Below are 16,418 nucleotides of genomic sequence, written 5' to 3' on the forward strand. Positions count from 1 at the left end.
TAAGAATTAGTGATTGAGTACATGGCCGACTTTTGAAATAATTGGTAGTAACATACTTTAGGAGGTTTCTATGAACGACAAAACATTCAAGCCGTTTCTTGATGTATTTTTAGACGCTTGGAAGAATTCCTCTATCATAGAGTTTGAGAAATTCATTTCGACTGATTATCAAGCCAGGGAAATCAGGGATGGAGAAACCGTTGATTTTGGATATGAGGAATCGATTGAGGGCTGGAAGCAGGGGTTTGATTTTGTGAAAAAGCAGCACGCAGAGTGGGAGATCCATGAGGTGTCGATCATTCCTATGAAGGAAGATGAAGTGATGGCGATTCTGTCTGCAACGATTGTGCTGAATGGGGAAGCAATGGAAACGTGTCACTTGTTCTTTGACACGTTTAAAAAGGGGAACAATTGGAAGATAGTGAGGAGTTATATTGAGACGGGGGTTGTGCGAGGGACGGACCTCTAAAACAACCGCAAAGAGTACGTTCTCCTGGAGAATCGAGGTACGTCCCTGATTGTGGTGGAGGCAATTCGCCGTTAAAATCTGATTTTCGCCGATAAATGGATGTAAAGGCTTGTCACACATCGAAATGATAGAGCAATTTCTTTATATGAGCTGCTCTGGTGTGCTCGGATGAGACGATTTTTCGCGTGAGTGACCATTTTCACTCGAAAAACGCAGGAAATAGTAACTTTAACGTAGGCATAGCCGAAAAAGAGTACATAACATGGGATTACATCCGATTACATGAAGACGTTAGAGTTCATCTAAGTGTAGATAGATTCTTTTTTTGACATAGTGTGAAACGTTTTGGTCTGTTCACTAGTCTAACGGGTAGAAAGCGGGTGAGTGCAGTTGAAGTTGATGGAGAAAAAGGTCAAGAAAGCGAAAAGGGGAGATGAGAAGGCCTTTCAAGAGTTGATTCATCAGGAAAAAAACAAGCTTTATCGAATGGCCTATATGTATGTGAAAAATGAAAATGATGCTCTTGATATTGTACAGGATGCTATTTATAAAGCTTTTATATCCATTAATGCCCTGAAAAATCCTCAGTATTTTTCAACTTGGTTATCAAGGATTTTAATCAATACAGCATTGGATTTTATTAAAAAGAATGAACGTATCATCCTGACGAATGAAGTAGATATACTTTCTAAAGAGCAGAATCTTGGAATTGAAGAAAAAATGGATTTAGCAGGGGCGATTGAACGGCTGGATGTTTCATATAAAACGGTCATTATTCTTAGATATTATCAAGATCTTACCATAAAGCAAATCGCTGAAATGCTCCATTGCCCTGAAGGAACGATCAAGACGCGATTGCATAGAGCCATTAATCTCTTGAAATCGGATTTAAGGGAGGGGTGTATCTGATGAAGGATCATTTAGGCAATAACATTAAAGACGAGATGGACAGCATTCAAATCCCTGAAGACAAATTGAACCATACGATTCAAATGGCCATTGAGAGAGGGAAGAAGGATCGGGGAGGCCGCGGAAGGAAGTGGATGTATTATAGCAGTGCCGCCATCCTTTTATTTGGATTATTAATCGGTTCGGCTCTGGTATCGCCCGCCATGGCCAATGTGGTATCCAAGATTCCGTACCTGGGGAGCATTTTCGAATCCAAGGGTGATGTCGTAATGGACATGTCAGATGAACTAAGAGAAAAAGGATATCCTGTTAACGGCCTCGGTGTATCATTTCCGGAGAAAGTGATCCGAATCGGAATTGAAGGCGATCAAGACTATTTTAATCGTGTCAAAGCAGAGGTTGAAAAAGTGGCCATGGATTTTCTGAAATCGAGAAACTATGATGCCTATACAGTTAAAGTGAGTAGATATAAAGAGCCAAAGGTTCCGCAGAAAGATAAGGAAACGCAGCAGAGAAGTGAAGACTTCCAGTTGATTGACAGTCGTGTCAGGGAAGAGCTTGGGAAGCGAAACGTAGAAGTATTGCAGCTGGCACACTTGGCGAGACCAGAGAGCATTCAGCTGGAAATCCCCAATACTACGGAAGCCACGAGCGATGAAATCAAGGAAGTAGTAAGAGAGATAATGAGTGAAAATAATATACGCCCTATTCCAGTTGAAATCAAAAAAATCAACATGAAGAAGAGAGAGCAAGATAGAAGATGGAGGGAGATCCTGCAAACTGTCAGTGATGACTTGTTAGGGAAGAAAGATTACAAAGTGAGGATGGTCGGGTATTCCGTGCATCCCGAACCGGAGATTCAAGCTTTTATCACCCTATCAAGCAAGGACGAAAATGCAAAGGTTTTTGCCAAGCAGCTTGAAGACGTCATTGATGAATTTTTGAAATCCGATCAAATGAAAGCCAGGATTAAGGGTGATTCCTACCATATCACGATCTATAGTAAGGACGATAAGGTAATCAACTGAAGTAAATAAATTTAAGAGGCTTATCTAAGCCTCTTTCTTGTGAAAAGATGTTTGAGTTCCTTGTTCAGGTTTGGAATAATGAATATTGAGAAAACTCATTATTATGATAGAGATAGTGGGAAGAATCCGACAAATGGAGGTCCAAATGAAAACAGTCATAGCATTCAGCGGTGGAAAAGATTCCACCATGGCATTATATAACATACAGCAAAATCCGCAATACGAGGTGGACTCACTGCTCGTGACGCTGACGGAAGGATTCGATCGGGTTTCGATTCATGGGGTCCGGTATGGGATGTTGAAGCAGCAATCTGAGTCGTTGGGGATTCCGCTTCGGGAAGTCTGGATCCCGCAGGAGTGTCCGAATGAGGTGTATCAGGAACGGATGGAGGGAGCGGTATCTGACATGTTGGGTGATGGAGTCACTCACATGGTCTTCGGGGATATCCACCTGGAGGATGTGCGGGCGTATCGTGAGGAGATGCTTTCAGGGACGGGGATCAATCCGGTTTTTCCGCTTTGGGGGCGACCAGTGGGGGAGTTGAGTCGTGAATTTATCGAGCTTGGATTCAAAACCGTGCTCACATGTATTGATCTGGAACAGTTGCATCGATCTTTTGCAGGGAGAGTATACGATCGGGATTTCCTAAGAGATTACCCTGAAAGTCGTGACGTGTGCGGTGAGAAAGGGGAGTTTCATACGTTTGTGTTCGACGGTCCGAACTTCGGGTTTCCGATCGAGTATGAGTTGGGGGAGGAAAGGGTGACGCCGGATGTTCAAACAGAGCGGGATCGATTCTTATTTGTAGATGTTTTACCGATGAGACCCAAATAACCCTTTATGCAGGAGAAAGACCATTTAAGAGGATAAAAGAAGCCGGCCGGTAAGAATCGGCCGGTTTTTTATGATTTTACTTCAGATTGTTCGTTCCGACGATTTCAACGTTGACCTTTGGGATAAACTTGACTTCTTGATAGTCTTCCTTCCACGTATCGGGCTTCCATGAATCATGATAGGTGACCGATAATTTCTTCCCGACTCCCAGCGCGTCACTATTGGCTTCAAGTAATAGATCGGTGAGTTCCCGGGCTTTTTTAGTGAGTTCTTTTGAAGCGATTTTATTTAAGCTTTTAATGTCTTTTGGAGTGGTCTCCTCATAATAACTTAAAACCCGTGCTTTCAAGTCCGTATTGATCGTACAGGTGACTTGTCCTTTCGCTTTTTTGACGTCCATTTTTGTTGTGGCTTTATGGATGGCCAGCGTCAGGGGCTGGCTGAATTCATTTGATTGTATAATTAATTTCCCCCGTTTTTTCAGCTGATTCATCATCATGATCAGCAGGGAGGTTTGGCTGGTGGTGAGGGTGTGCCCGGTAAACTTATCGTCGTTGAATAAAGCAGATCCGGCCAGTTTAAGCTTATCTTCCTTGTCTTTTTTAATAAATGGGAGGATCATGTCCTTCTCTTTGGCCGTGTGGTGATTCCAGACAGTAAATGTCGTTTCATCAGGGATATAGGCTTCTTCCACCCCACCTATAAGCAAGTCATTCACCTCGAACACAATCGGACTGTCTTGTCTGTTTAAAGTGAGAATGTCATTTCCTTTCCCTTCACTAATGACGATGGATGAAGCGATATATCCTTTGACGGATCTGAAGATCGGCTCTAAAAGGGGAGCGATGCCCCTAGACTTTGCAAGGTCCTCCCCTACAATGATGATGAAGGCCTTTTCCACATCCATCTGACCGGATACTTTATTCTGGAGATTGATCTCAAGCTCGGAAACCGTTTCCTCTTCGGCTTCATAGAATTCATCCATTACCTCGAACTTTCCCCCACCGGAACTTCGGATATTAATGGCCCGGGCTGTTCCGAGGATCTTATCTGGATCTTCCGTCGTGTCAAAACTGATTCCGTTGACCAGCCGGCTGTCTTTTAACTGCCTTTGATCCCAGCACCCGGTCAAAAGGAGCAACGAACAGAATAGGAATGGTAATTTTCTCAACGGGAATCCACCTTTCTATGTTTGTGTAAGAATCGTGAACATAGTAGTAGCATGAACGGAATGGCGACTAAGACCAGGTAGCTCATATATTCGATCCAAATAGTATAGAGCTGCTTGGATTCAAGATCTTTCGGCGCCACTATAAAAAGGAGGAATACGGCCAGGCTATTCATAAGCACCCGTTTCGTTTGGTTGTGAGTAAATAGTCGCAGGCTTTTACTTGCCAAATAAATAAATATGATGATCGAAGCGGCCAGTGGAACGATCCAGATGGATATAAACAGTAGATCGAGCCGGTCGATCATTTGAAAATGAAGGGGTCGCAGAAAATAGATGACAGGATAGTTGATTTCTTCTAAAAAGGCTTCACTGAATATCAGTATGCATATTAGTACAAAGTAAGCCGTCAGCCCTGTGACAAAGACGTTCGCCCACGTAATGACCTTGAGGAAATCGGTTCCTTTTTTCTCTGCTAATGGGTATAAAAAGAGAATCACTTCAAATCCCAACAACGTTAACATAGAATCACGGCTGCCTAAGGTAATGTTCTTTAGGCCGCTGCTTCCGAATGGGAGGATACGATGCAGTTCCATCGGAAGAAGAAAGGAAAAAAAAGAAATCCCGAATAAGAAAAGAAATAGAATGGAAATCAGACCAAAAAATCTGGCGATGATCCGGATATCACTGATGGCTGCATATGTACAAGTCAGAATCATTAATAATCCTATGACCCAATAGGGGGTACTCATGAGCAGATGCTCTTCAATAATGGATGTGAACTGCAGTAAAACGAACGTAGCCGCCCAGATGAAATACATGTAAATAATCAGGTTCACAAATGTTCCTACTTGTTTTCCCAGCACAAATTGTGTGATTTCAGGATAGGTCAAACGTGGGAACCTTTTTAATAACAGCCAGAACATGATGAGGACAAGCTGAATCATCACTCCGGCGATAATGACTGAAATCCAGCCGTCACCTTTACTGGTGGTTTGCAACGTATTGGGAAGGGATAAAATCCCGAAACCGATTTGGGTCTGGGACATCAAAAAAAAGATATGCCGGTTCGTCAGGAAATTTGTCTTGGCCATGAGAGATTCCCTCCCCCCTTTCTGAAGGTGAGCTACGTTTGTTTCATAGGGTGATTTCTTTTCTTCGTTTTAATAAAGGTATCTTTCAGTTGATGGAAGTAAAATGGTGCGATCGATTCCAAATATGGCTTACCGAACGATTCCAGACGGCATAAATGTATCAATAGTACAGCAAGGGAAAGGACGATTCCTAAAAACCCAAAGAAATTAGCCGCAAGCATGATTGGAAACGCCATGATCCTTGCACCCGTCCCCATTTGGTTGACAGGTGCAACAAACGATGCAATCGCCGTCAGGGCGACAACGACGATCATCGTGTTGGATATAAAGCCAGCCTCTACAATCGCCGTCCCGATGACCAAACCGCCTACGATCCCAACCGTTTGAGCAATGGGGGAAGGGAGGCGGATCGCCGCCTCTTTCAAAAGCTCCAATACTACCTGCATGGCGATTGCTTCGAAAAATGGCGGGAGCGGGATGTATTCGATCTGAACACGTATGGCGTACAGAATCCCAAGAGGCAGAATTTCTGAGTGGAAAGACACGATGGCAATGTAGACAGCTGGTAAGCAGATCGCCATTAAAAAGCTGAAAATCCGGATGAGACGGAAAAAAGATCCAATGATCCATCTGCTGTTATAGTCATCCGGAGATTGATAAAAGCTGAAAAAGGTGATCGGTGAAACAAGCACATGAGGATTTCCATCCACGATCACAAGTGATTTTCCTTCCAGTAAATAAGACGCCGCCCGGTCGGGTCTTTCCGTTGCTAATAGTTGGGGAAAGACAGAATAACTATTATCTTCAATCAATTCTTCCAGCTCCCCTGCAGATTGGAGCTCCTCCACCTCTACCGCCTCGATCCTCTCAATAAGAATGTCTAATGGTCCATGATCCACCAATTCCTCCAAATAGACGACCGATACTTTGGTTTGTGTTTTAGACCCCAGAGTATAATTCTTCATTTGCAAAGATGGATTTTTCACTCTTCGCCTGATCAAGAAGAGGTTTTTGTTCATATTCTCCGTGAAGCCATCATGTGATCCCTTGATGATGTGTTCATTTTCAGGTTCCTGGATGGACTTATCATCGCCGGCCGCAACGGGCATGAGGAGAACGGAAGCTACACCTTCTTCTAACAGGGCACAGCTCCCCTCAAGGAGACCGGTCACTGCCACTTCCAGATCAGTCGATCTACTATATTCGGCGTTCTTGATTACGGTTTCAGGGGTGGCATTTCCTTTGGTTTCAAGAAAAGGTTCAATAATGTTTCGTTCGATCAACTTTTTATCCACCAGGGAATCGATGTAGAGTAGTTTGCATGGTTTGTCCAGAAAAATGAGATCCCTTATCTTCAAATCTTCCGTATGATAGAGGGCGGAATGAATCTCCTCTATATTTTGTTCGATTCTGTCGACGATATTTTTAGAAGGACTCATTTGTGATTCACCTGCCGTCTTTAGATGGTTGCTATTATTTTGCCTGAAATGGGATATTTTATGTTTGGAAGTAAGGGAGGATTTCGTGGAGGGATCTACGAGGTAGCCGAAATGATGTCTACGATACTAGGGGATGAGATCCAATACCCGAATCCTTCAGTGAAGGAATTTACATCTTATATGGTGAAAAAAGGTGGGAAAGTGGATTTCGTAAATGTGGTCATCGGGATTCATTTTTCCAACCAAGTTAGGGGTGGCGGGAGGAGTCACACATGAATTCAAGAAAATAACCAATTCGGATCCCATTCGATTGGAACGTTATATAGAAGAGTTTCAGGGAAGCTGGGAGAAAAACTAGGGTAAATGTATCATGGTATTGTGTCATTATAAAGGTCAGAAAGATTGATTCCCTGAGCGCTTTCTGACCTTTTTAAAATCCATCAGTGATATTCCCATGGAAACGATTATTTTTGGATGGGTCTAAAGTGATTTCTTGTACTTAAATAATGAGAGGCGAAATACATAGCTGTATAAATCGGGAATGAATAGATGTATTTCCATCCTGTATACACCACAAATTCACTCCACACAAATATCGGCTCTGCTACAAAGGAAATCAAGAAACCATATAGTATTCCTTTTATAAAGAAATGGGCATGTGGTTTGACTTGAATAAAAACAATCGTTAATACAGGAATCAAGGTAATATCCCACGGTTTATAAGAAGGGGAGAAGGGGAGGACTTCATAATTGTAATGCCATAAGCCCAATTGAACTCCTATGCTGTCCAGCCAAATCGCGATGAACATGACGAAAAAGGCGATGTATAATAATCGGTGGGTACTTTCCTTTGGACGGTATTTGGCCCATAAGAGCCAAGGAATGATCGTCAGCAGGACCCCGACCCACCATTGCCAGCTGAACACAATTTCCTCTTGCCATAATTCGAACTTCTCTATGTAGGTTTGATGCATAGCTTCATAAATTTGTTGGACCTTTTGCTCCGTGCTCATCTTTCCCTCCACCTCCGCCTATACAACATCTCACTAACGAAAGTCCAAAACACCAGTAAAACTGGAAATCACGTTATCCTGTAGTATGAGAGAAAAAGGGTAATTTATGCATTCAGGATGGAAGAGGGACGGACCTCGAAATGGTTATGGAGGGTGTACAAATGAGAAAAATCTGTCAAAAGAGGTCCGTCCCTCTGGAGGAGGATATGTTAAAATTTAGTGAAAAGTAATTGTGTAGGAAGAAGGTACATGCTGGCATTATGATTCAATATTGATTATACGTAAAGAGGGATGAGAAATGGCAACCATTAAAGAACTTCAAACCCGGAATGAGATGATTCAAGCCTATCCGGTGATGAACGAGTTACGTACCGATTTGTCGGAAAAGACATATATGGCATTGGTTGAGGATATGAGGAAAGAGGGATATCGCTTGTTCGCTTTATATGAGGACGATGAGATCGTGTCTCTCGCCGGTATTGGGGAACGGGTCAATTTTTACAACAAACATCATATGTACATCTATGATTTGATCACGTCGTCCAACCATCGCTCCAAGGGATATGGAAAGCAGTTGTTGGAGTACGTCCATCGATTGGCTGAAGAGATCGGGGTGGAATATGTAGCCCTGGAGTCCGGACTTGAAAGACGTGATGCCCATAAATTCTATGAAGATAAGCTGGGATATGAGAAATGGTGTTATTCGTTTCGAAAGAAGTTGTTCTGAATATATAAAGGTCCGTCCCTCAAAACGAGGGACGGACCTCTAAACCATCTTAATTCCGTATCAGGTAGTCGAATGCGCCAAGTGCGGCGTTTGCGCCTGATCCCATGGAGATGATGATTTGGTTGTATGGGCTGTCTGTACAGTCTCCTGCTGCAAATACGCCAGGGACGTTGGTGGCACCGTGTTTGTCCACGATGATTTCACCGAATTTCGTGCGTTCTACAAGGTCGCCGAGCCAGTCTGTGTTTGGCACAAGACCGATTTGGACGAATACACCTTGTAGTTCGACGTGCTTCTCTTCAAGAGTTTCACGGTCTTTATAAGTGATTCCATTCACTTTATCTGTACCGGTAATCTCCTGAGTTTGTGCGTTCGTGATCACTGTCACGTTCGGCAGGCTGTAAAGACGTTTCTGCAGTACGTCGTCGGCTTTTAGTTCTGAGTTGAATTCAAGAACCGTAACGTGTTTGACGATTCCTGCAAGGTCGATGGCTGCTTCGATACCGGAGTTTCCTCCGCCGATGACAGCGACATCTTTCCCTTCGAACAGTGGTCCATCACAGTGAGGGCAGTACGCCACTCCCTTGTTCTTGAACTCCTCTTCACCAGGAACGCCGATGTTGCGCCAGCGTGCACCTGTCGAGATGATCAGACTCTTACTCTTCAGGACCGCACCGTTTTCAAGCTCAAGCTCCACAAGGTCTTTTTTCTCAAGACGGCTTGCGCGCTGAAGGTTCATGACATCGATGCCGTAGTCTTTCACATGCTCTTCAAGGCTTGCGACAAGCTTGGGACCTTCCGTGTGCTTCACACTGATGAAGTTCTCGATGCTCATCGTATCAAGGACTTGACCACCGAAGCGTTCCGCAACGATTCCAGTACGGATTCCTTTACGTGCAGCATAGATCGCGGCACTTGCTCCTGCAGGTCCTCCACCGACGACAAGGACGTCATAAGGATCTTTATCCGATAGCTCATCCGCACTTGGACCTTCTACGATTTTAGATAGAATTTCTTCCAAAGTCGTACGTCCGCCGTTGAAGAATTCCGCATTCAGGTAGACAGCAGGAACGGCCATGACGTTCTTGCGTTCCACTTCTTCCTTGAAGGCAGCTCCGTCAATCATCGTGTGCGTGATATTCGGGTTCAGGACACTCATGATGTTCAGCGCCTGCACCACGTCCGGGCAGTTGTGACAGCTAAGACTTACATACGTCTCGAAGTGGTGTTCGCCTTTGACACTCTTGATCTGGTCAATGACGCTCTGATCCACTTTCGGCGCTCTGCCGCTCACTTGAAGAAGGGCAAGGACCAAGGATGTAAATTCATGCCCAAGAGGAATCCCGGCAAAAATGATACCGGTCTCCTCACCAGGACGATTCACGCTGAAGCTTGGTGTTCTTGTCAACTCTGCTTTTTCAACACTGATGCGGGATGACATGGAAGCTAGCTCTTCAACAAGAGCCAGCATTTCCTTTGAAGTGTCATCTTCCCCTGCACTGACTTTCAGGACGATGTCGCCTTCCATCATCTGCAGGTACTGTTCTAATTGTGCTTTAATATCTGCTTCGAGCATGCGTAGCACTCCTTATAATTTACCAACTAAGTCAAGGCTTGGCTTAAGTGTTTCAGAACCTTCCTGCCATTTCGCCGGGCAAACTTCGCCTGGGTTGTTACGCACATATTGTGCCGCCTTGATTTTGCTTACTAAGATATCTGCGTCACGGCCGATTCCGCCAGCGTTGATTTCAACTGCCTGGATGATACCATCCGGATCGATGATGAAAGTTCCGCGGTCAGCAAGACCATCTTCTTCATTTAATACATCGAAACCGCGAGTGATGCGTTGTGACGGGTCACCGATCATCGCGTATTTGATTTTACCGATTTTTTCAGAGCTGTCGTGCCAGCCTTTATGTGTGAAATGAGTGTCCGTAGAAACTGAGTACACTTCTACGCCAAGCTCTTTAAGAGTTTCATAGTTATTTTGAAGGTCTTCAAGTTCTGTCGGGCATACAAATGTGAAGTCTGCAGGGTAGAAGCAGAAAATGCTCCATTGACCTTTCAGGCTTTCGTCTGTCACAGTGATGAACTCACCGTCTTTGAATGCTTCTGCTTTAAATGGTACGACTTGTGAACCGATTAATGACATAGTGTAAATTCCTCCTAGTGGTTTGTGTGATTGAGAATCATTAATAGATTATAATAATTCTAATTCGATATTTATTATTATATATATACGTTCTAATGTCAAGGGAAAAGATTCAGGTTCTGATAGAATGATAGAAAGGAAAAATATAGAGGAAGAAACGATACTTAACCTGTTTGCGATGTTCAGGATTCTTCCCGTCCATATCTACGCGGTGTCGACATTTATAATAGGGGACGGAGAAAGTGTGAGGTTTATATATCATCGTTTTATTCCAACATAAAGCAAAGGAGGTTCAATTCATGTATTCTACACAAACCTTGCCTCAATGGTTTTGGCTACTCTATTACTCACTCATTCTATTAACGATTGCATCTGTCTTCTTCTCAATTCAAAACCAACGGGACATATGGAGGGCAATGATCACCATCTTTGTCACTCTTTCCATTCCGGTTGTCGGCTTTGTTAATGGAATTTATCGAGAGCAGAATCAAAATGAATGGGAGCAATGGCTGAGCCACCTTGGCAAAGGGGAGTTGTGGGCATTATATCTTCTGTTCGGTTATATATATGTGGTCGTTTGGTGGGGGGCATTGATCCGGAAGAGGAAGGAAGCTGAAAGAGTCAGCAGACAAGGATAAGTTATATTCTGGAGCGATTCCTTATCCACCCTGTTGCCTGGGCTTTCCCAAACATAAACCAACAATAAAGTAAAACCTTTTCCGGGCTCTCACGTATGTAAGAAAACCAAAATGGAGTCATATGAAAGGGAGGATGGTCAAATGGATTATTTTCAAAGGCTCAAAGAAATCCAGCTCCTTCAATGGGAATTATTTATTGATTATTGGTTTTTACATATTGGGGTTTTGATAGTGGGGGTAGGTCTCCTCCTATTTTGGATCTTGAAAAAGTAAGAGAGTGTGGGCTGTCCAGGCTATTTGCTTTTATCGGAGAATAACTTGAAAAAGCTGAAGATCAGAAAGAGGAGCTTCAGCTTATTTTCATTTGAGCGTTTACCTGTTTTTAGGTGCCCCTGGAGGATAATAGTACGGTGGTACCTTTATCCACCCTCTTTTGCGCATAGCCGTTTTCAGTTCAAAACCGAACACCATTTTTTCTGCCTGGAATCGTGACCACATGAGTCCAATATCATTGCGAATGCTTTGGCTTGTGTTTGTGGCACACATCACAATATTTGTGGCAACCTTAATGGAGATGAAGTTAGCAATTTCCTCATCTGTCATTTTGGCCCCTAAGGGAATACTGTTGGGATCGGATTTTGGCCTTGGTTCTGACGTTTGAGATAGGGGGATGCCTTCATCGACCATAAATTGTTGTAGGGCGTTCAATTGGTGTTCCCCAAGCTTCTTTGATTTGTTAATAAGTTGAATTAATTCGTTGTCTGTCGTTGTATTTAATGCAGCCTCGAGGACCGGTATTTCTTCTGCCAGGGCAGTGAAATACAGCCAACATCCCATTGCTTCACCGATATGTGGAGGCGTCTTGGGTTCTGTATCAAAAGTGGTTCGCAGGTAATCGAAAGCGGTTTCAAAGATATTCTGCATGTAGGGTCATCCTTTTTTTAGTACCATTGTTGCCAATTTCCATCCTTTTAATCTGTTGTTCTTCACTTAAGGAAATGGGAGGGACCTGTTGGTTAATTCTTTTCTTCTGGGATAGTACGAAAGATTCCTGGCGATGGAGTTGTAAGTAAATGACTCGGTGGGGCCAAAGCAAAAAGCTTAGAGACCGGCTCTAAGCTTTTATCTATTCCCCTTAACCACCCACCTATTCTCTGTATCCGGAGATTCCATACATCAGGATCCTCAGGATGACGTCATGTTTTTTCACGTCCTTCGGATCACTGAAAAGGATGCTTTGTTCGGAGGAAACATCCTTTCGATACAACTCGATGATTTTCATGATGATATCATTGGGGACCTCATTGGAGATTGTTCCTTCTGATTTTGCATCATTGATGAACGCGGTAATCAATTCATACGTCCTGGTGATGAATTCCTGTTCGATCAGTTCCTTCATTTGAGGATCATTCATGATGAAGGAAATGAAATCGGGATGGAATTGACTTAATAACTCATTTTTGGTGAATATAAGTCCGGCTATCTTCTCTTCTGTAGAATCATCCGACTGGGTGATTTCTTCTGCCACATGTAACTGATTGGATAAGACCAATCGAACCACTTCAAGCATCAACCCTTCTTTATTCCCGAAGTAGTTGTAAATGGTCACCACCGAGACCTTTGCCTGTCCAGCAATTTCCCGAATAGAAACCTTGCTTGGGGAGAATGATTTAAATAAGACGAGAGCTGATTGGATAATCAGTTCTCTTTTTTTATCTGTACGTGCTTTAAATCCGTCCATTGCTTCACCTCAGAAAAAATTATAACAAAACGTTGATTTTGTTTCAAAATATTATTATAATCATTTTTGTACCAAATGAAACAAAAATATAAAAATGTTTCAAAATTAGGAGTGGATGACATGATTGCAATAGAAGCCAAAGGATTGACCTATTCATATGATGGGAAGTCAAACGCGGTGGACCAGTTAACGTTTCAAGTGGAGAAAGGGGAAGTGTTCGGCTTTTTGGGTCCGAGTGGAGCCGGGAAGTCAACGACGATCAGACTGTTGACCAAACTGATTGCCCCGCCACCGGGAAAGGTTTTTATACTCGGGCAGGATATGTCAAAAGCGAATCATTCGTTTTATAAAAAAATCGGGATCGCCTTTGAAAATGATGTCTTATACCCTACCCTTACCGGCTATGAGAACCTTATTTTTCACGCAAAGTTGTTTGGGACGGGAGAGGCAGAGGTGAATGACATCCTGAAAAAGATGGATCTTTACAAATCGAAGGATAAGAAGGCAGGGGAGTATTCCAAAGGGATGAAAACCAGGCTTGTTCTCGCCAGGGCCCTTGTCACCAATCCGGAAGTGCTTTTCATGGATGAGCCGACGTCGGGAATGGACCCGGAAATCGCGGCCTATGTCAGGGAAGTCATACGCAAAATGAACCAAAAGGGTACGACCATGTTCCTTACCACACATGACATGAATGAAGCGGAAAAGCTTTGTGATCGCATCGCTTTTTTCAATAACGGAAAGATTGTAGAGCTTGATACGCCTGAAAGCTATAAGAAGCGATTCGGTGAAAAAACCGTCACAATCGAACAGAGCGGGAAGAAGCATACCTTTACGCAAGATGGTGATCTGACATCCCTTCTTGCCATGATTGGAAGCAAAGAATTCGAGAGTATCCATTCCCAGGAAGCAAGCCTGGAAGAGATTTTCATCAAGGTAGTGGGCCGGGGACTGAAGGGGGAAGCATAATGCTGAAAATGGAGTACCTGAAGCTGATCCGAAACAATGTGGTTGCCCTGATCTTTGGTTATATCCTTATCATGTCGATCGGGATCAATATTCTGTCATATGGATTTCAGGATGTTGACTGGGTAGCCCGATGGCTGCCGATTTTAACGATCTTTTATATTGTGATTCTCATCGACCTCTTATTTTGGATGGCGGCCATGCAGATTTCAGAGGACATGGAGACAAACATGATACAGGTCATGAGAACAAGCCGGAATATTGTCCAGTACTTTATGAGTAAACATATTCTGTTGCTTATCATCAATCTGGTCGCGGCCTTTCTCGCTGTGATTCCTGCAGCTCTCCAGATCGGATTTGTCCTGCAGTTTTTATATGTGACCTTCATTCTTTCGCTCTTTATGATCGCGAGTGGTGTTCTCCTTGCGATGATCGTGAAGAAACAAAGTGTGGTGATGCTTGCCGGGAGTGTAGTCACCGGATTTATCTTTGCCGTCATGGTCCGGCTCGTCTTCCCATTATGGAACATCCAGCCTGTACCATTTAACCCGTTTGAACCCTTCATTCAGGCATACTACAACCTCTATCTGACAGATGGACCGGGAATGGAATCGTATGTTGGCCTGACGGTTCTTGCAGTAGTATTCTATGCGGTCAGTCTTTTTATTTTTAAAAAGGTTACGTTTGACAGGGGGTTTCGATTATGAGGAGGGGATTATCCATGTTTATCCAAAAAGATTTTACCCTGGCCAGACGGAATATTCTGATCTGGCTCATCATTCTCTTTCCCATCTTCACAGCATTCGGAGCTTCAGGGATCACCGATACGTATTCGGATACTCCGAAAATGGTGGTAATGAACGGGGAGCAGCTCGAGCATGATCTGCCTGCTGAAGTGAAGGTCCTGGTCGCAGATTCCAAAGATGAAATGAAAAAGATGGTGTATGATCTCGATGCCAAGATTGGTATTTCAGATGGGGAATTGGTGACCGATGGCCGGGAGCCGAAAGAGGCGATGAAAAAAGCAGAACAGATGCTAAAAGGAGAGCCTATCAATACCGCCACACTGAGCAAGGATTTATTTGAAAAGGTGTATGCGTTCAATTTATACGGGGCCTTCCTCTTTTTTGGAATCATCATTCTTTTCAGCTTAGTGGAAGAGAGGAAAAACAAGACGACGGAGCTTCAACATGTGCAGCCGGTCCACCCGGTCATTCCGATCCTTTCCAAGGTGGTAATCGCCTCTTTGATCACTGTGATGGACTTTGCCATTTGCAGTTTCATATTAAATGTCCCGTTTCAATTGGGTCCAGTATTGTTGATCATCGTGATTGGAATCCTCCTTGGAACCGTGCTTGGTATGGCCATGGCGTTTTATGCCTCAACCGAAACCCAGGCACTGGCGATCTTAAAGCCGGTGACACTCGTCTTCTTAATGGCCATTCCCGGATTGGGCTTTTTCCTGGGAGGCATCATGCATAGCGTGGCCATGGCGGATCCGTTCTATTGGCTTTTAAGATTGATTCACGGTCTTTATACAAATCAGTTGAACCCGATGTACGTGTACCTGAGCTTTATTGTTTCCTTTACTGCCCTAACTTTAATTGCCCTGAATTGGCACCGCACGCCTTATGGGGTGAAGAAGCACCATAATGCCTAGAGTATAATAAGGCAGGTACTGAGCGACCCGGTGCTCTTGGTACCTGCCTTTTGGGGTTTACCTGATCACGGAATCGGCAACCCTTAGGACATATGTCCTTTCACAAAAATCGGTCCTCCTATTTAATAGAACAAAGAATAGGAGGATGAACGATGAAAGGTGCTTTATTTGCGCTGCTTGGTGGACTTTGCATCACCATGCAGGGGATATTCAATGCAAGGATGAGTGACGCGATCGGCGGGTGGCATACGACTTCGATGGTTCACCTTGTGGCCTTTGTGATTGCGATGACGATCTATATGAAAGTAAGAGATGGCAAAGGAAAGAGCTTCAGGCAGGTGCCGTTCCTGTACTTGATCGGAGGATCGTTCGGTGTGATCGTGGTTTTCTCGGAACTGACGGCGATCCACATGATCGGCCCGGCATCGGCGATTGCGATCCTTCTCGTGGCACAGATCGGGACAGCATTTCTCATCGAGTCACGTGGATGGTTCGGGGAGAAGAAGATCCCGGTTACGCCGAGGCAGGCAATTGGCCTCTCGATGATGCTTGCAGGGGTCGTCCTTTTCCAATTGTAGA

At 43.9% G+C, this 16,418-nt stretch carries 20 protein-coding genes; 12 read left to right on the forward strand and 8 right to left on the reverse strand.

All coding sequences use genetic code 11. The features are described 5' to 3' along the window. Window positions 1–70: 70 nt before the first annotated feature. The 4 genes from Q1B03_RS13160 to Q1B03_RS13175 all read left to right on the forward strand — a co-directional run bounded on the left by Q1B03_RS13160 (window position 71) and on the right by Q1B03_RS13175 (window position 3,241). The gene (locus Q1B03_RS13160) at window positions 71–469 is read left to right on the forward strand and encodes a flavoprotein (protein WP_299741820.1); all 399 of its coding nucleotides are present in this window, start codon (window positions 71–73) and stop codon (window positions 467–469) included. Window positions 470–853: 384 nt separating this feature from the next. Further along, a complete protein-coding gene (locus tag Q1B03_RS13165; RefSeq protein WP_299741822.1) occupies window positions 854–1,378 on the forward strand; it encodes a sigma-70 family RNA polymerase sigma factor in 525 nt (174 codons plus the stop codon). Next, window positions 1,378–2,406, forward strand: a complete 1,029-nt coding sequence (locus tag Q1B03_RS13170) for a DUF4030 domain-containing protein (protein ID WP_299741824.1) — start codon at window positions 1,378–1,380, stop codon at window positions 2,404–2,406. The genes Q1B03_RS13165 and Q1B03_RS13170 overlap by 1 nt, the downstream gene beginning before the upstream one ends. A gap of 145 nt (window positions 2,407–2,551) precedes the next feature. After that, the gene (locus Q1B03_RS13175) at window positions 2,552–3,241 is read left to right on the forward strand and encodes an adenine nucleotide alpha hydrolase (protein WP_299741826.1); all 690 of its coding nucleotides are present in this window, start codon (window positions 2,552–2,554) and stop codon (window positions 3,239–3,241) included. A gap of 76 nt (window positions 3,242–3,317) precedes the next feature. On the opposite strand, the gene Q1B03_RS13180 is transcribed toward Q1B03_RS13175, so the two are convergent. Genes Q1B03_RS13180 through Q1B03_RS13190 form a run of 3 tightly spaced genes read right to left on the reverse strand, consistent with a single transcriptional unit; the run spans window position 3,318 to window position 6,942 of the window. Then, complete coding sequence (locus Q1B03_RS13180) at window positions 3,318–4,412, reverse strand: Ger(x)C family spore germination protein (RefSeq protein ID WP_299741828.1); 1,095 nt, start codon at window positions 4,410–4,412, stop codon at window positions 3,318–3,320. Next, window positions 4,409–5,503, reverse strand: a complete 1,095-nt coding sequence (locus tag Q1B03_RS13185) for a GerAB/ArcD/ProY family transporter (RefSeq protein ID WP_299741830.1) — start codon at window positions 5,501–5,503, stop codon at window positions 4,409–4,411. The genes Q1B03_RS13180 and Q1B03_RS13185 overlap by 4 nt, the downstream gene beginning before the upstream one ends. 32 nt (window positions 5,504–5,535) lie before the next feature. Next, window positions 5,536–6,942 (reverse strand): spore germination protein, encoded by a 1,407-nt coding sequence (locus Q1B03_RS13190; protein ID WP_299741832.1) that lies wholly within the window; start codon window positions 6,940–6,942, stop codon window positions 5,536–5,538. 60 nt (window positions 6,943–7,002) lie between these two features. Here Q1B03_RS13190 and Q1B03_RS13195 point away from each other — a divergent pair, with 60 nt between their 5' ends. Further along, window positions 7,003–7,218 carry a hypothetical protein gene (locus Q1B03_RS13195; RefSeq protein WP_299741834.1) on the forward strand — a complete coding sequence of 72 codons (216 nt, stop codon included), beginning with the start codon at window positions 7,003–7,005 and terminating at the stop codon, window positions 7,216–7,218. A gap of 188 nt (window positions 7,219–7,406) precedes the next feature. On the opposite strand, the gene Q1B03_RS13200 is transcribed toward Q1B03_RS13195, so the two are convergent. Continuing rightward, the gene (locus Q1B03_RS13200; RefSeq protein WP_299741836.1) at window positions 7,407–7,955 is read right to left on the reverse strand and encodes a CBO0543 family protein; all 549 of its coding nucleotides are present in this window, start codon (window positions 7,953–7,955) and stop codon (window positions 7,407–7,409) included. 298 nt (window positions 7,956–8,253) lie between these two features. Between Q1B03_RS13200 and Q1B03_RS13205 the strand changes: the two genes are divergently transcribed. Further along, window positions 8,254–8,682, forward strand: a complete 429-nt coding sequence (locus tag Q1B03_RS13205; RefSeq protein ID WP_299741838.1) for a GNAT family N-acetyltransferase — start codon at window positions 8,254–8,256, stop codon at window positions 8,680–8,682. Window positions 8,683–8,731: 49 nt separating this feature from the next. On the opposite strand, the gene ahpF is transcribed toward Q1B03_RS13205, so the two are convergent. Then, complete coding sequence (gene ahpF / locus Q1B03_RS13210; RefSeq protein ID WP_299741840.1) at window positions 8,732–10,258, reverse strand: alkyl hydroperoxide reductase subunit F; 1,527 nt, start codon at window positions 10,256–10,258, stop codon at window positions 8,732–8,734. A 12-nt stretch (window positions 10,259–10,270) separates the two neighbouring features. Then, window positions 10,271–10,834, reverse strand: a complete 564-nt coding sequence (gene ahpC / locus Q1B03_RS13215) for an alkyl hydroperoxide reductase subunit C (RefSeq protein ID WP_113971351.1) — start codon at window positions 10,832–10,834, stop codon at window positions 10,271–10,273. 299 nt (window positions 10,835–11,133) lie between these two features. Between ahpC and Q1B03_RS13220 the strand changes: the two genes are divergently transcribed. Then, the gene (locus Q1B03_RS13220) at window positions 11,134–11,472 is read left to right on the forward strand and encodes a hypothetical protein (protein ID WP_299741844.1); all 339 of its coding nucleotides are present in this window, start codon (window positions 11,134–11,136) and stop codon (window positions 11,470–11,472) included. A 141-nt stretch (window positions 11,473–11,613) separates the two neighbouring features. Continuing rightward, window positions 11,614–11,745: a hypothetical protein gene (locus Q1B03_RS13225; RefSeq protein ID WP_299741846.1), complete on the forward strand. Its 132-nt coding sequence runs from the start codon at window positions 11,614–11,616 to the stop codon at window positions 11,743–11,745. Between the two features lie 99 nt (window positions 11,746–11,844). On the opposite strand, the gene Q1B03_RS13230 is transcribed toward Q1B03_RS13225, so the two are convergent. Both Q1B03_RS13230 and Q1B03_RS13235 read right to left on the reverse strand, forming a co-directional pair. Further along, window positions 11,845–12,396, reverse strand: coding sequence for a DUF3231 family protein (locus Q1B03_RS13230; protein ID WP_299741848.1), 552 nt, complete (start codon window positions 12,394–12,396; stop codon window positions 11,845–11,847). Between the two features lie 223 nt (window positions 12,397–12,619). Further along, window positions 12,620–13,213: a TetR/AcrR family transcriptional regulator gene (locus Q1B03_RS13235; RefSeq protein WP_299741850.1), complete on the reverse strand. Its 594-nt coding sequence runs from the start codon at window positions 13,211–13,213 to the stop codon at window positions 12,620–12,622. 120 nt (window positions 13,214–13,333) lie between these two features. Between Q1B03_RS13235 and Q1B03_RS13240 the strand changes: the two genes are divergently transcribed. The 4 genes from Q1B03_RS13240 (at window position 13,334) to Q1B03_RS13255 (ending at window position 16,417) form a co-directional block, all read left to right on the forward strand. Next, complete coding sequence (locus Q1B03_RS13240; RefSeq protein WP_299741852.1) at window positions 13,334–14,182, forward strand: ABC transporter ATP-binding protein; 849 nt, start codon at window positions 13,334–13,336, stop codon at window positions 14,180–14,182. After that, entirely contained in the window at window positions 14,182–14,886 is a 705-nt protein-coding gene (locus Q1B03_RS13245) for a hypothetical protein (RefSeq protein WP_299741854.1), read from the forward strand. The genes Q1B03_RS13240 and Q1B03_RS13245 overlap by 1 nt, the downstream gene beginning before the upstream one ends. A gap of 14 nt (window positions 14,887–14,900) precedes the next feature. Beyond that, entirely contained in the window at window positions 14,901–15,839 is a 939-nt protein-coding gene (locus Q1B03_RS13250) for an ABC transporter permease (protein WP_299741856.1), read from the forward strand. Window positions 15,840–15,991: 152 nt separating this feature from the next. Next, window positions 15,992–16,417: a DMT family transporter gene (locus Q1B03_RS13255; protein WP_299741858.1), complete on the forward strand. Its 426-nt coding sequence runs from the start codon at window positions 15,992–15,994 to the stop codon at window positions 16,415–16,417. The last annotated feature ends 1 nt before the right edge of the window (window position 16,418 follow it).

The organism is uncultured Rossellomorea sp., from assembly GCF_947488365.1.
Taxonomy (GTDB): Bacteria; Bacillota; Bacilli; order Bacillales; family Bacillaceae_B; genus Rossellomorea.

Bases quoted from the DNA above. Each gene is read 5' to 3' on its own strand.
- Q1B03_RS13160 (WP_299741820.1), top strand. From the start codon at position 71: ATGAACGACAAAACATTCAAGCCGTTTCTTGATGTATTTTTAGACGCT.
- Q1B03_RS13170 (WP_299741824.1), top strand. From the start codon at position 1,378: ATGAAGGATCATTTAGGCAATAACATTAAAGACGAGATGGACAGCATT.
- Q1B03_RS13175 (WP_299741826.1), top strand. From the start codon at position 2,552: ATGAAAACAGTCATAGCATTCAGCGGTGGAAAAGATTCCACCATGGCA.
- Q1B03_RS13185 (WP_299741830.1), bottom strand. From the start codon at position 5,503: ATGGCCAAGACAAATTTCCTGACGAACCGGCATATCTTTTTTTTGATG.
- Q1B03_RS13190 (WP_299741832.1), bottom strand. From the start codon at position 6,942: ATGAGTCCTTCTAAAAATATCGTCGACAGAATCGAACAAAATATAGAG.
- Q1B03_RS13195 (WP_299741834.1), top strand. From the start codon at position 7,003: ATGTTTGGAAGTAAGGGAGGATTTCGTGGAGGGATCTACGAGGTAGCC.
- Q1B03_RS13200 (WP_299741836.1), bottom strand. From the start codon at position 7,955: ATGAGCACGGAGCAAAAGGTCCAACAAATTTATGAAGCTATGCATCAA.
- Q1B03_RS13205 (WP_299741838.1), top strand. From the start codon at position 8,254: ATGGCAACCATTAAAGAACTTCAAACCCGGAATGAGATGATTCAAGCC.
- ahpF (WP_299741840.1), bottom strand. From the start codon at position 10,258: ATGCTCGAAGCAGATATTAAAGCACAATTAGAACAGTACCTGCAGATG.
- ahpC (WP_113971351.1), bottom strand. From the start codon at position 10,834: ATGTCATTAATCGGTTCACAAGTCGTACCATTTAAAGCAGAAGCATTC.
- Q1B03_RS13220 (WP_299741844.1), top strand. From the start codon at position 11,134: ATGTATTCTACACAAACCTTGCCTCAATGGTTTTGGCTACTCTATTAC.
- Q1B03_RS13225 (WP_299741846.1), top strand. From the start codon at position 11,614: ATGGATTATTTTCAAAGGCTCAAAGAAATCCAGCTCCTTCAATGGGAA.
- Q1B03_RS13230 (WP_299741848.1), bottom strand. From the start codon at position 12,396: ATGCAGAATATCTTTGAAACCGCTTTCGATTACCTGCGAACCACTTTT.
- Q1B03_RS13235 (WP_299741850.1), bottom strand. From the start codon at position 13,213: ATGGACGGATTTAAAGCACGTACAGATAAAAAAAGAGAACTGATTATC.
- Q1B03_RS13240 (WP_299741852.1), top strand. From the start codon at position 13,334: ATGATTGCAATAGAAGCCAAAGGATTGACCTATTCATATGATGGGAAG.
- Q1B03_RS13245 (WP_299741854.1), top strand. From the start codon at position 14,182: ATGCTGAAAATGGAGTACCTGAAGCTGATCCGAAACAATGTGGTTGCC.
- Q1B03_RS13250 (WP_299741856.1), top strand. From the start codon at position 14,901: ATGTTTATCCAAAAAGATTTTACCCTGGCCAGACGGAATATTCTGATC.
- Q1B03_RS13255 (WP_299741858.1), top strand. From the start codon at position 15,992: ATGAAAGGTGCTTTATTTGCGCTGCTTGGTGGACTTTGCATCACCATG.